The sequence below is a fragment of the Sporolactobacillus pectinivorans genome, assembly GCF_002802965.1.
Classification (GTDB): Bacteria; Bacillota; Bacilli; order Bacillales; family Sporolactobacillaceae; genus Sporolactobacillus; species Sporolactobacillus pectinivorans.
The window spans coordinates 3,409,596-3,421,985 of sequence record NZ_NXGA01000001.1 but is presented as its reverse complement, the minus strand read 5'-3'; the positions used below and the strand labels follow the sequence as shown (position 1 = coordinate 3,421,985).

The 12,390-nt window shown below is 44.9% G+C and carries 13 protein-coding genes; 5 read left to right on the top strand and 8 right to left on the bottom strand.

Annotated elements, in window-relative coordinates:
- Positions 1 to 30 precede the first annotated feature (30 nt).
- The gene (locus COP04_RS16770) at positions 31 to 807 is read left to right on the top strand and encodes a CAP domain-containing protein (protein ID WP_100489066.1); all 777 of its coding nucleotides are present in this window, start codon (positions 31 to 33) and stop codon (positions 805 to 807) included.
- A gap of 104 nt (positions 808 to 911) precedes the next feature.
- On the opposite strand, the gene COP04_RS16765 is transcribed toward COP04_RS16770, so the two are convergent.
- The gene (locus tag COP04_RS16765) at positions 912 to 1,685 is read right to left on the bottom strand and encodes a MerR family transcriptional regulator (protein ID WP_100489065.1); all 774 of its coding nucleotides are present in this window, start codon (positions 1,683 to 1,685) and stop codon (positions 912 to 914) included.
- Between the two features lie 84 nt (positions 1,686 to 1,769).
- Positions 1,770 to 2,222 (bottom strand): 50S ribosomal protein L11, encoded by a 453-nt coding sequence (gene rplK, locus COP04_RS16760; protein WP_100489064.1) that lies wholly within the window; start codon positions 2,220 to 2,222, stop codon positions 1,770 to 1,772.
- Positions 2,223 to 2,600: 378 nt separating this feature from the next.
- Here rplK and COP04_RS16755 point away from each other — a divergent pair, with 378 nt between their 5' ends.
- Positions 2,601 to 3,110 (top strand): type 1 glutamine amidotransferase domain-containing protein, encoded by a 510-nt coding sequence (locus COP04_RS16755; RefSeq protein ID WP_100489063.1) that lies wholly within the window; start codon positions 2,601 to 2,603, stop codon positions 3,108 to 3,110.
- Positions 3,111 to 3,555: 445 nt separating this feature from the next.
- On the opposite strand, the gene COP04_RS16750 is transcribed toward COP04_RS16755, so the two are convergent.
- Together COP04_RS16750 and COP04_RS16745 are read right to left on the bottom strand one after the other, a co-directional pair.
- A complete protein-coding gene (locus COP04_RS16750; protein ID WP_162297119.1) occupies positions 3,556 to 4,254 on the bottom strand; it encodes a hypothetical protein in 699 nt (232 codons plus the stop codon).
- Positions 4,161 to 4,955 carry an arginase family protein gene (locus COP04_RS16745; protein ID WP_100489061.1) on the bottom strand — a complete coding sequence of 265 codons (795 nt, stop codon included), beginning with the start codon at positions 4,953 to 4,955 and terminating at the stop codon, positions 4,161 to 4,163. Before COP04_RS16745 ends, COP04_RS16750 begins: the two co-directional genes overlap by 94 nt.
- Positions 4,956 to 5,557: 602 nt before the next feature.
- Here COP04_RS16745 and COP04_RS16740 point away from each other — a divergent pair.
- On the top strand, positions 5,558 to 6,205 hold the full coding sequence (locus COP04_RS16740) for a pentapeptide repeat-containing protein (RefSeq protein ID WP_100489060.1): 648 nt from the start codon (positions 5,558 to 5,560) through the stop codon (positions 6,203 to 6,205).
- Positions 6,206 to 6,566: 361 nt separating this feature from the next.
- On the opposite strand, the gene COP04_RS16735 is transcribed toward COP04_RS16740, so the two are convergent.
- A complete protein-coding gene (locus COP04_RS16735; protein ID WP_100489059.1) occupies positions 6,567 to 7,031 on the bottom strand; it encodes a DUF3842 family protein in 465 nt (154 codons plus the stop codon).
- Between the two features lie 112 nt (positions 7,032 to 7,143).
- On the opposite strand from COP04_RS16735, the gene hypB reads away from it, so the two are divergent.
- Positions 7,144 to 7,806, top strand: a complete 663-nt coding sequence (gene hypB, locus COP04_RS16730; RefSeq protein ID WP_100489058.1) for a hydrogenase nickel incorporation protein HypB — start codon at positions 7,144 to 7,146, stop codon at positions 7,804 to 7,806.
- Between the two features lie 220 nt (positions 7,807 to 8,026).
- Positions 8,027 to 8,317 (top strand): DUF5316 domain-containing protein, encoded by a 291-nt coding sequence (locus tag COP04_RS16725; protein WP_100489057.1) that lies wholly within the window; start codon positions 8,027 to 8,029, stop codon positions 8,315 to 8,317.
- 63 nt (positions 8,318 to 8,380) lie between these two features.
- Here the strand turns inward: COP04_RS16725 and COP04_RS16720 are convergent, their stop codons facing one another.
- From COP04_RS16720 to COP04_RS16710, 3 genes are all read right to left on the bottom strand, one after another.
- Positions 8,381 to 9,991 carry an MFS transporter gene (locus COP04_RS16720; protein WP_157800353.1) on the bottom strand — a complete coding sequence of 537 codons (1,611 nt, stop codon included), beginning with the start codon at positions 9,989 to 9,991 and terminating at the stop codon, positions 8,381 to 8,383.
- A gap of 126 nt (positions 9,992 to 10,117) precedes the next feature.
- On the bottom strand, positions 10,118 to 10,978 hold the full coding sequence (locus COP04_RS16715) for an LD-carboxypeptidase (protein ID WP_100489055.1): 861 nt from the start codon (positions 10,976 to 10,978) through the stop codon (positions 10,118 to 10,120).
- Positions 10,979 to 10,999: 21 nt separating this feature from the next.
- Positions 11,000 to 12,376, bottom strand: a complete 1,377-nt coding sequence (locus tag COP04_RS16710; protein ID WP_100489054.1) for an RsmF rRNA methyltransferase first C-terminal domain-containing protein — start codon at positions 12,374 to 12,376, stop codon at positions 11,000 to 11,002.
- Positions 12,377 to 12,390: the final 14 nt, after the last annotated feature.

Sequence of the window (12,390 nt, the reverse complement as noted above, 5' to 3'; positions counted from 1 at the left end):
GAAAAACGTAAATGAGGGGGATTTTTTATTATGCATTTTTTTAAGTTGCTGTTTTCGGCCTTTATTGTGCTTAGTGTCAGCTTCGCTTCTGTTTTATTCCTCAATGGTTCTCAGGCGCAGGCCAACTTCGGTTCACCATCAACACTCATTAAAACAGCGGTTCCCCGGAACCCTGTCACCAGAGATGTTGAAGGTAAAACCGTTAACAGACATTATGTAAGAAGGACGGCAAAGACATCAGCGAAAAAGCGAGTGGCGTCTAAGAAAATTTCTTATAAGAAAGTAGTAAAAAAAGTTGCTTCGAAAGCACCTAAGAAAAAAGCAGTTGTACATAAGGCAGTGAAAAAACCTGTGTCCAAGCGGGTAGTGCTTAAAGCAGCTCCGGAGGCCCGGCCTAATTCCAGCGCTCATTTCAATGCTTCTGTGGAACAGCAGATTGTAAGCTTAATCAATAAACAAAGGACGAGCAGAGGGCTGCATCTGCTGCAGGTCAGATCCGATCTGATAAATTTTTCACGCCAGTGGAGCCTTCAGCAGTATGATAATGGTAGGATGTCCCACGGAATGCTGGGCTTCTCATTTAACACAGTTGGCGGGCAGAATGTGGCTTATGCAGAGGGTAATGTGAGTTACTTTGGGTGGAACCAGATCTGGAGCGCTTCAGCAACCGTAGACGCATGGATGCATTCCCCGGAACACAGGGCCAATATTCTGAAGCCAAGTTACAAGTATACCGGCGTCGGCGTTGTCTATGGACAGAAAGCTGCAAATGGCTGGGTTTTCTTTACTCAGGATTTTGCGAACTAACTGGAAATTAAAAGAATTTTAAAAATGTCTCCCCCCTAATTTATATAAATAGTCAAGCGAGGTGCAGTCTGATTGTCGACTGTGCCTCGCTTGCATAGCAACCGTTAACTTTTTGAAAGTCCGGTATAAATAGCGATCGCGTCCCGCAAGAGCTTAGCCGCATTTTTTCCGGCGCCAATGTCATAATAAGCTGTAAAGCGCGGATCACTGACGTACATTTCGGCAAGGCCGGCGTGCGCTTCTTTTGAGTATGAAGCCCAGAAATAGCTGAGCCATTGCCTGTGGAGATCGGCTGCTTTCTGTGCCGCTGCGCTTTGAGGATCCGATCCGTCAAGAAGCGCTTTTTTCAATTCGGAAAACATTTCTTCCTGAATTTTGACCGACTGTTCATAGTCTTCCTGGCTCAGACTGTCAAACTTTTTATAGGATTGTTCGACGTTTTCTTTACCATATTTTTCCCGGATTTCTTTGCCATATTTTTTTTCGTTTGCATCGATCATATCTTTCTTAAATCCTTCAAACTTTTCATGATCACTCATCGCGATCTCTCCTTTTTTAGAGGCCAGCGTTTTTTCAACTGTCGCGATCAGCCGATTCAAGCGCTCTTTTTCTGCTAACAATTTATTGTACTGGCCGGTCAGGGCGTGCACGATATCAAAAGTATCCGCATATATGATTTGGCGGATATCTTTGAGGCTGAACCCAAGTTCTCTAAAGAAAAGGATCTGCTGCAGCAGATCTACCTGTTTTGTGCCATAAATGCGGTATCCGGAACTATTGATTCTATCGGGTCTCAATAGATTCATTTTATCGTAGAAACGCAGTGTTCGCGGACTCACTCCGGCCAGTTCGCTGAGCTGCTTCACTGTGTAATTCATCTGACGTCCCCCTGACAAAACCTATCTTATACTATGACGTTGCGTCAACGTCAAGTTTTTTTATGTGAAAAATACACTCACGATCTATAGATTCGTCTGTTTGGTTTCAAGGCTTTCCTCTTCAATAATGATTCCCATATTTTTGGCTGTACCCTCAATCATACTCATGGCACTTTCTATTCTGGTCGTATTTAAATCAGGCAGCTTAATTTCGGCAATTAACCGCAATTGTTTTTGAGTAATGGTACCAACTGTTTCCTTTCCAGGTCTTGCAGCGCCTTTGCCAACTCCGGCATACTTTTTCAACAAAAAAGATGTCGGCGGCGTTTTCAATATGAAATCGAAACTGCGGTCTTCATATACTGTAATTTCTGCCGGGATAATTTGTCCCGTTTGTTTTTTCGTCCTTTCGTTGTACGCATTGCAGAATCCCAGAAGATTAATGCCTGAGGGCGCCAAATCTTTCCCGACCTTCGCAGGATTTGTTTTTCCGGCTTCCAGGTCTATTTTCATGGTCTTCATTATCTTTTTATTCATCGTTTCTAACCATCCTTTTGCTAAATCTTGTTTTGATAAAGGTGATTATAGAGGATGACGTTACGTCAATGTCAAGATTAGGTAAAATCAAAGGCACAGATACACTTTTACGGACAGGTATGTACCCTAAACTTAGCAAGCGGCAGATGATCCCGAAACCAGAGTACCCCATGCATGGAGAAAGTATCGACAAGTCGGGGAGGAAAATTTATTTCATCCAATGAGCAAGATGTTTGACCATTTTTATCACTCTTTTTAAAATTAAAGTGATCGATAAAAATACATTATTGCTGTTAACCATCCGTTTTTGCTCAAAGTATGGATTGTTTGCGGACGGGAAAGTTAGTATCAAATGACGTTTGAGGAGGATTTTAAAAAATGGCAAAAAAGATTGCTGCAGTACTGGCCGATGATTTTGAGGATGTTGAATTCACCGGACCGGCAAAAGCGTACAAGGAGGCCGGACACACGGTTGTTGTGATCGGCAAAGAAAAGGGCGCAACGGTTTCCGGCAAACATGGTGCCAAGGTGACGGCAGATGCGTCCATTGATGAAGTCAAACCTGAAGATTTCGATGCATTGCTGATCGCAGGCGGCTATTCTCCGGATAATCTAAGGGACGATGATCGTTTCGTTGCCTTCACAAAAGCATTCATGGATGAAGACAAGGGTGTTTTCGCGATCTGCCATGGCCCTCAGCTGCTGATCACGGCTGGAGCAGTCAAGGATCGCAACATTACCGGCTACAAGTCGATTGCTGTTGATCTGAAGAATGCCGGCGGCAAGTATAAGGACGAGGAAGTTGTTGTCTGCCATAATCTTGTAACAAGCCGTACGCCTGGCGATATTCCTGCATTCAACCGCGAAAGCCTGAAGGTTCTTGCCTGAAGGCTGCGTTTTAATAGAACAGAAATAACAAAACCGCTGTCCCGCAAATTGGACGGCGGTTCTGTTATTATGACAAAAATAAAAGCTTTTTCTATTTTGGCTGCTTTTGACCGCGGGGATCCAGTCAGGTGCCCATATTGAGAAGTGGACGAAAATTGCGAGGAGTCGCCGATGCGGAAAACAAGAAGTTTGAATGGGACAACTGCGGTCATGATTGAGACGATACCGCGGTGGAATGGGACAAAAACTTGATCGAATCGGACAATCAGCATTGAATAAGACAAAACCAAGCTTTATTCAGACAAATTTCGCCCAAACGGACAAATGTGATATACGTATCTGATGCGCAGTCTGTATAAACTGCGCATTAACAAACTGACACATTTTTATTGTTAAACTAAAAAATTTTATCACCAGCCAGCCGGCACTGCCACAATTATATTAATCAGTCGATGATCATTTGATTTGCCAAATCAATGAGTGCTCTTTTCAGCTTTGAAGGCGTGAGAGCCGGATCTTGCAAAGTGATACCATAATTTATTCCTGTTTTTCTGAATATAATAGCACGGACTCCATACTTTCCCTTGACCCCATTTTTAAGTTTTACAGTCTGGTTTGGCCCCACATACTCAGCGTTATGGTTATTCGCGTCAAGCATTAAAAAAATTTCCGGATTTTTCGAGAAGGCTATAAATTTCACATCAATCTCTTTACCATTATGTTTATAGTCTTCTATCGAAATATTGGTAAATCCTTTGGAAACAAACGGCAGCTTTTGTGGAACGGACATTTTAAACGGCAGGGCCTTAAGAGCAATCTCGGTTGAACGAGCTGTATAGCTTATTGGAATACTGTTGCGCTGACTTTTTGTCAAGCCATCCAATCCAATGGCCTGATCCTTTTCCAAATGCGTGGTGTCCAACTTATCCGGTTGCCCGCTATTACTTTGGCAGCCCATGAGCAGCAGACTAAATAATAAAAGAAAAATGATCTTGATCTTTTGCATTTGCCATCCCCCGGTTTTCAAAGTTGTGAAATCTATTCCTTGCTTTAAGCTCCGATCGTAAGGTTTGGCTGACGATTTTTCCTCTGAAGAATAAAGCGGGCAATCTTCATATTGGTCTGTTCGTTCAGACTCAGCCATTGCCGCGTCTTCGGATTGAAATGCTCATGAGGCCTGATCGGCCATTCGCCGCACACATCTGTACTTTCGACACCTTTGCTGACAGAAAGAGCCTGAACCAGCTGTTGGAAGACATCAAAAGTCAATTTCCCATGGCTCCAGTTCGTTTTGGCATATCTGGATGCAAAGACATCTTTATCAATGCTGATTTGGATCGTATCCGTCGGAATGAGTGACAGCAGCTGTTGCTCTGACGGCGGCCGGTCATCTGGTAGAATGACTGTTTGCCGCCGGACTGATTCGGGCACTGATCGGTCAGCAAGCGGATTCGGACCGATTATGATTACTTTTTCCAAATTTGGAACGCCGGTAATCGCGTGATGCACCCACGAGCCACATGATAAAAGCGATCCGATCTGACCCTCGTTCAAATCTGTGTGGTGGTCGAATAAAACCAGTGTGAACGGCTTATGGATTTCGCGCATTAATGCCAGTGCGACATAATGATAATTTCCGCTGCCGATAAAGGTGAGCCCCTTATCAGGCAAAGCAGAGAGTTTTTCAGAAATGGACTGAAAAGCTTCCGGAGAGCAATACAGGCTGGTTCCCCGCAGCTCGGTAAAATCAATCCACTGATGGGGGAACGCTGCGGTCAGTCTCTCTTGATGTTCATAAGTTCTGTCGAAGTTTAAAAATGTGATCCCATGATGCAGCAATGTCATGACACTCACCTCTGATTCGATCGCTGTTCGCATGATGGTTCCAAGGTTGAATAAAAGTCATTTAATCGCTTTCACCTTCCATTTTACTGCCTGAACTGAAAAAGACAAACGGCAGTGGTGGTTTTTGCTGAGTGTAGATAAAATTCGAATAACAGTGGGAACTGCGTACAGCCCTAAATAAGACTTGCTGACTAAATAAAAACGATTCCCTTGCACAACTGCTTCCGTTGAAAGATTTTCGGAATTTAGGCATTACTAACACCATAATAGTTAAATTGTTGCCGATTCTCTTAGCTGTTTTACTTATTGATAACTTCGTATGTGCTGAATGACATAGGTTGCGAAGTTTCCTCCAGCCCGTTGTTGCATAAAGCCTTATGACATCCTCATCATAACTTTTTCTTACTACTCTTTCACCGAAAACTTTTTGCACGGATCACGCAAAAAAATTGCGAGATTTATTAAATAGTACGCAAAACATGCAAAATGCTGATAATATTTTATTTGATTATACCTTTGATTCATTTAGCATTGAATAGGGAACACACATTCGATATGATTGGACTGAGAAGTATATACACTCAGAAGGAGATCCGATTCATATGAAACAAATAAAGAAAATTAAAAAGCCTGATCTTCCGGCGAATTTGCCACTGATAGAGTTTCAGGAGATCAATGGGCAGGAAGAACCATCGCTTGGAAACGGTATGGTTGCTGGAACATGCTTGGATGACGAACACGTGGATCATTTGGTCCTCTCTAAAGTAATCTTTAAAAATGTTTCCCTGATAAATGCTCAATTGTATAAGATTGACATGACCGATGTGATTTTTGAAAACTGCAATCTTTCCAACGCCAGCCTCCAGAATGGGCTAGTGTACAGAGTAAGTTTCAAGGAATGTAAACTGCTTGGAGTTGATTTTTCCCAAGCCGGCCTTGGCAATGTCAGCTTTGAAAACTGCCAGGCGGGCTTATGTAATTTTGTTGATACAGCGTTTAAAACAGTGACTTTCGATCACACCTCACTGAAAGGCGCTAATTTTGCTGACTGCAAATTCAAAACCCCTGTATTTAATGCATGCGATCTTGACGATGTTTACTTTGGTGAATGTCCACTTAAAGGGATTGATATCAGCAGCTGCACCTACGACCGGATTAACGTTGATCTGAAGCATCTTGCCGGCTGCATTGTTTCACCGCAGCAGGCAATCGGATTTGCCCGTCTGCTCGGTTTGGTGATCAAACCGTAAGTTTCAGCCCAATCTCTTGTAGTTCGGTGCTATGGGGATCTGAACCGGGATCTGCTCTCTAATGTCTTATTAGGGAGGAAATTAGATATTGGATGACTGCGATAAGTTATTTCGACATGTGCAAGATTCCTGCAAAAAAAATCCCTGCACTTTGGTGGGGTGAAATAGAGAAGGAATATGAGCCAAAGGTATCCTCATTATATTTTATTAGAACCGTTCATCGCATACACTCGCGCATTTAGATTTTTCCAGAGAACGTGTGGAGGTTGTCGATATATATTTCTGTCTTTCCAACTGGAGTGCAATAATTACACAAATTGTTTCTCCGATTACCTTGTTTATATTCAATGTCTTGGGTAATTCAGGTAAAATCAATATGGCTGGACTGAATGACTTTCTCAAGGAGTGACTGCTTCATCTGATGACGGATCGCTATGATGATGTCTTCCATGCAGTCTTTAATTGGAATATTCGCTGTGCCCGGGATGCAGATCTTTGGGTGACGGAGGGGTATCAGGTATTTACAGCAGGACAGATCTGAAAAAGCATGAACCATCGATTTTGTAATTTCACCATGGATCGATCCTGGTTGCATCATTCCGATCGGTGCAATGATGCAGTCAATGGATTCACGGCGGCAGAAAGAGCAAAAGCCTTTTTCACCGCTTATACCTATATCCGCCCCTGCGCGCACCATTTTCGACGTGGCGAAGGTATTGGCGCCCAATGCAATGATCGTTAGGTTTTGCGGTAGTTCCTGACGGATTTTTTTTATCAATGATTGGCCGAGTCCGGCGCCCTGACCATCCAGTACTGCAATTTTCATGATCTGTTCCTCTCCGAAAACCGGATGTCAAAATTCTTTACCCGGCTTGCTTCTAATATTATATAATAATAGACAGTTGATTTCCTCATTAGATTTTTTGGAGGCAAAGGTAATGAACACGATTAAAGTGGTCAAACAGCTCTTGGATTGGAACGAAGACTGCAGCAATGACGTTAAAGAGATTCTGAATAAGAAAAAAGTGTTCGCCATTAACATCATGGCCGCTCCTGGTGCCGGGAAGACGAGCCTGATTATTAAACTGATTGAGAAGCTGCAGCCACGTTACAAAGTCGCGGTGATCGAAGGCGACATTGCGGGGCAGGTCGATGCGGAAAAACTGGATCAGCTTGGCGTACCGGTTGTACAGCTGAATACCAGCGGTGCGTGCCATATCGAGGCTATGTCGATGAAGAAGATGCTGGGCTATTTTGATCTGGATGACACGGATGTGCTTTTCATTGAAAATGTCGGCAATCTTGTCTGCCCGGCAGAATTTGAAGTCGGAGAAGACCTGAAAATCGGCTTGGTCAGTATTCCGGAAGGTGACGATAAAGTTGTCAAGTATCCGCTGCTGTTTTCCAAAGCGGACCTGGTGGTTCTGAATAAATTTGATATGATGCAGTTCTTCGATTTCGATGATCAGCAGGTGGAAAGAGATGTACAAACACTGAATCCGCAGGCTAAGGTGTTCCGCACATCCTGCCAGGTGGCTGATGGGGTTGATGCCCTGTATGAAGAAATTGCGGGTAGGGTGGGCCATAAAGTGACAGCGTGAAAAATTCCTTTTTCATTTCCCGTGGAACCCATTAAGACCGGTATGGCCAAAATCATTTTGCTGGCACGTTGCTATCCTCCTGTAAACGGAATACATATATTCATAATGCGGCAATGATGAAAGAAAAGTAATATAAGTCTGAATATTGCTTAAACATGCAAGCTTTTCCTTTTTTATCCTTTAATTTCCTGATATGATTGTGGTATTGGAGATGATGCGCATGAAATTTTTTCTCTACGGAATCGGTTTAGGTGTGCTATTGCTGATCATCGGTGCAGTAACGCCTTTTCATCTGTTTTTTTCCGGAGCCGCAGGAATCATTGCAGTTGTCAGCCTGCTGATCTCCGGAATTTTTTCCGGAACATTTGTCAACGGAGACCAGAACAGGGCCAACTATTGGACCGAGAATCAACAAGAAAGGGGGCAGCGGGCAGGTATCAGCTTCAGGCTCTTCCTTTTCGGTAGCCCTCTGCTTGCTGTATGCATCATTTTATATGCCATTTATCATTGAAAATGAAAAAACTCTCCGAATGTACGGAGAGAGACAAGCAAAGAATTTTTTTCAAACAGGTTTTCAGTGTGTTAAATCTTTCTTTCGGATCAGAATCAGTGAGAGAAGGCAGCCTGCGAAAAGGATGACGGCTGCGATATGAATTAAGCTTACTGTTCCTTCAACAAAAGCTGAGCGGGCGATTCCTCTCAGTGTGCTAAATAAAGGATTGAACCGAAACGCCGCGGCCTGAGGACCGCTCAGCCCTGTGCTTCCTGCAATGGGGCCGGCATTGCTAATACCGTGGCTGATTGTGTGCTTCAAAGCATCTGTCAGGTGCGGAACATGCAGATTGTTTATTTTTTCCTTGATTAATGCTGTATAACGATTTGAAAGAACAGCACCGAAAAGCGCGGTTCCGAAGGCGATCCCCATTTGTCTGGCGACATTGCTGACACCGGAAGCCATGCCACTTCGCTGGCGGGAGACAGTTCCGACCGCCAGATTTGAGATTGGCGGGTTGACAAGGCCATTTCCTATGCCGGCAATGATAAATCCAGGCAGCAGAATGATCCAGTCGCTTTTCGTGTCGTTCGCGGAGATCCCGCCCATGAGCCACACACCCAAGGCCAAAAAGGCCATGGCGGCAACAATCAACCACTTTGGGCTGATCTTGCCCATCAGTATCCCGGCGACCGGACCGAGGAGAAGAGAAAGCGCACTGAATGTAATCAGCCTTGAACCTGCCTGAAGTGCGTCATATCCCAGGATGTTCTGTAAATAAAGCGAGACGTAGAGGAGCAGCGCATACATGCCGGCACTTAAACAGAAACCGGCAATCGCTGATCCTGTAAAACTCGGAATTTTGAACAAACGCGGATCAATCATAGGGTTCTTAATTCTGTATTCGCCGATAATGAAAACAATGAGCGAGACAGCCCCGATTGCCCACAGTGTCAGGATGTACGGCGATGTCCACCCGAGGCTGGCGTCATTGACTTTTATTAATCCATAGATCAGGCAAAACATGAAAACGGTGAATGTGACAAATCCGAATATATCGATTTTCCTTGTGGCACTCTCGTCACGGGTTTGACGAATGGCCCATAAGGACAGAAGGATCCCGATCAATCCAATCGGAACGTTGACATAAAAAATGGATTGCCAGTTCAGCGTGTCGACAAGCAATCCGCCGACGAGCGGGCCGATCGCTGTGGCAAGCCCGCTGATGCCGCCCCATATACCGATCGCAATCCCCCTTTGCTTTCCTGAAAAAGTAGCCGAGAGAATAGCTAGCGAAAGAGGCATGAGCGCAGATGCACCAAGACCTTGCACGGCGCGGAAAATGTTCAGCGTGGTCATGTGCGATAATCCACCGATTGTGAATTCGCTGGACAGGCCGCAAAAAAGCGATCCGACCGTAAATATTGTCAGCCCCGTGATGAATACAGTTTTTCTTCCCAAGATATCGCCAAGCCTTGCGACGGTCACCAGAACCACGGCAAAAACAAGGGTATAGGCGCTGATGACCCATTCCAGGCTTGAAAAGCTGGCGTTCAGATCATGCTGTATCGCTGGAAGCGCGACATTCACAATAGTCACATCAAGAAGCGACATGAACAACCCGAAGCAGACGGCTGTCAGTGCCCACCATTTATGATTTATTTTTTCATTTATTGCTGCATTTGCTGTCATTCTGAGTGATCCTCTCCTAATGTTGCTGATTGAATACAAGAGTTCAGTCATTCTTCGTCTACGGACAGTTGGACAGTTACGAGGGCATATTGTGAATAAACAGGTATAGAGTTTTCAGAGGCCGTTTCAATCTATAGAAAGCTGTCGGCCGATCGGAAGGCAGCCCGCATTTTCACCGTGGCCCAGCTGTTCTGTCTTAGCCACTGGCAAACCGTATTTTTCAGTGATCTCAAGGACGAGCCGTTCGATCGAAGGTGTCAAACCTTTTTGCTGCAAGGTTGAAAAAGTTCCAAGCAGAATACCGCTGCATTTGCTGAACACAGAGAGCTGATCAAGCTGTGCCAGAAGTGATGCCATGCGTGCGGGACCGCCGCCCAGTGATTCAAGAAAAATGACTTTTTCCGCTGCATCCGGGAAAAAACGGGTACCGGCCAGCTTGAGAAGACAGCGGATATTGCCGCCGATCACCGTACCGTTCATGTGATGGCCGCGCAGCCATCGATACTTGAAAGAAGGAGCAACAGAATCTTTCATAAAATAATTTAAAAAGAAGGTTTTCTGCTCTGTGGCAAATGTTTCAGTCAGGTTTTTGATCCGATAATGGTAGGAAATTTTTCCGCATCGGGTAAAAATGGCATTATTAAGCACAGATAAATCGCTGATACCGACAAATACGGCATCCGATGTACAAATGGAATCATAATCAAGATAGGGCAGGATCTGGTTGGCACTGTCCCCACCGGATAGATCAAAAATGACTTTAATACTTGGATCTTTAAATAGACGCATCAGTTCCCCAGCGCGATGGGCGGGCGAACCGCTGAATGGGGTATCGGCCAGTCGATAAATCGTCTCGGCCATGTTTACTTTCAGTCCCATAGAAGTCAGCACGCGGATCACATTTTCCACAAGTGGCCGCTCTTCCGGGCGCAATCCGTCCGAGCAGGAAATCAGCCCGATGGTTTCTCCGCTTTTTAACAATGGCATGGCAAAAATTCCTCCGTAATATCAATGATTTAAACCTCTACGGCGCAGCCCTTTCGGGTAAAAATTTTTCAGCGTGCCGCTTGAAGCTTTTCCCCAGCCCAGTGGAAATCTGTCAATAGTGACCGCCGTCCAACCTTTCAAGGTGGTAGGAGATGACAATGTTTCCCCACGCAGATAATGATCCCAGTCGCTGCCTGTCGTGTCCAGTGGAAAGACAAATTGAAAAGAACTAGTCGGCAAAGCCAGTGCAAGTGCATGATTTGGTTCGAACCGATTTTTCTTTTGTTCGCCAAGGTGCAGCCCGGCACGGATCACTTTCAGTTTGCTGAAATCCGGACAATTTTCAGGAATAAGAAAGAGCTGATTACCCATAAAGTGAAATACACCACTTAATTTTTCTGTCAAAGTCTGATGCTCAAACGTGCGGTAATCTTTAAGCAGCACTTCTTTTTCAGACGGCATCAGTCTAATTTTTCGTGTGGGCGCGGTACCGTGTTTCTGAAGCTTTGCAACGAAATGTCCTTCTCCATCAAGATGGTGCGGCCAGAGCCGGGCTGCTTTGCTAAGTTCCGGATCTACTGGATCTATCCATTGCGGTTGTCCGTCTGTGATGCCCCTGTTTTTTTCAATAGGCAGGAGTGCCAGATCTGGATGTTTTTCCAAAAACTGCTCAATCGCCCGCTCGTCTTCTTCGGGAGAAAAGGTGCATGTGGAATAAACAAGAATACCCTCTTCCCGCAGCATGCTGTATGCATGGTCAAGGATCTGACTCTGGAGCGCGGCACATGCTCTGACGTGATCCGGGCTCCAGTACCGCATAGCATCCGGATCTTTTCGGAACATGCCCTCTCCGGAACAGGGCGCATCAACGAGAATTTTGTCGAAATTGCCCGGGAAATAATCGGCCAGATGTTCCGGTGTTTCGTTCGTGACCAGTGTATTTGTAATTCCCATGCGTTCTATGTTCTCAGAAAGCGCTCTGGCGCGTTTCGGATAGATTTCATTGCTGACGAGCAAGCCTTGGTTGTGCATCGAAACAGCGATCTGCGTCGATTTTCCCCCAGGTGCGGCGCAGAGGTCAAGCACGCGCTCTCCGGGTTTCGCATCCAAAGTTTCTGCGACAAACATTGCACTGGGCTCCTGTATGTAATACAGTCCAGCCTGATGAAAAGGGTGCTTCCCAGGCTCATCCGATTCTGTATAGTAAAAACCTGCAGAGCAAAACGGGACGGACCGAAGATGAAATCTTGAAATATTTTTCAATTGATCTGCTGTGATCTTCAGCAGGTTCGCACGCAATCCAAATGTGCGTTTCTGGTCATAAGTTTTAAAAAAAGTTTCTGACTCACGACCCAGCAAATGAGACATTTTTTTGATGAACAATTCAGGCAGTGACAAAAACAGAAACCTCC

What these genes read in the sequence shown, in the direction of transcription:
- COP04_RS16770 (WP_100489066.1), top strand. Translation starts at nt 31, where the DNA reads ATGCATTTTTTTAAGTTGCTGTTTTCGGCCTTTATTGTGCTTAGTGTC.
- COP04_RS16765 (WP_100489065.1), bottom strand. Translation starts at nt 1,685, where the DNA reads ATGAATTACACAGTGAAGCAGCTCAGCGAACTGGCCGGAGTGAGTCCG.
- rplK (WP_100489064.1), bottom strand. Translation starts at nt 2,222, where the DNA reads ATGAATAAAAAGATAATGAAGACCATGAAAATAGACCTGGAAGCCGGA.
- COP04_RS16755 (WP_100489063.1), top strand. Translation starts at nt 2,601, where the DNA reads ATGGCAAAAAAGATTGCTGCAGTACTGGCCGATGATTTTGAGGATGTT.
- COP04_RS16750 (WP_162297119.1), bottom strand. Translation starts at nt 4,254, where the DNA reads ATGGCTGAGTCTGAACGAACAGACCAATATGAAGATTGCCCGCTTTAT.
- COP04_RS16745 (WP_100489061.1), bottom strand. Translation starts at nt 4,955, where the DNA reads ATGACATTGCTGCATCATGGGATCACATTTTTAAACTTCGACAGAACT.
- COP04_RS16740 (WP_100489060.1), top strand. Translation starts at nt 5,558, where the DNA reads ATGAAACAAATAAAGAAAATTAAAAAGCCTGATCTTCCGGCGAATTTG.
- COP04_RS16735 (WP_100489059.1), bottom strand. Translation starts at nt 7,031, where the DNA reads ATGAAAATTGCAGTACTGGATGGTCAGGGCGCCGGACTCGGCCAATCA.
- hypB (WP_100489058.1), top strand. Translation starts at nt 7,144, where the DNA reads ATGAACACGATTAAAGTGGTCAAACAGCTCTTGGATTGGAACGAAGAC.
- COP04_RS16725 (WP_100489057.1), top strand. Translation starts at nt 8,027, where the DNA reads ATGAAATTTTTTCTCTACGGAATCGGTTTAGGTGTGCTATTGCTGATC.
- COP04_RS16720 (WP_157800353.1), bottom strand. Translation starts at nt 9,991, where the DNA reads ATGACAGCAAATGCAGCAATAAATGAAAAAATAAATCATAAATGGTGG.
- COP04_RS16715 (WP_100489055.1), bottom strand. Translation starts at nt 10,978, where the DNA reads ATGCCATTGTTAAAAAGCGGAGAAACCATCGGGCTGATTTCCTGCTCG.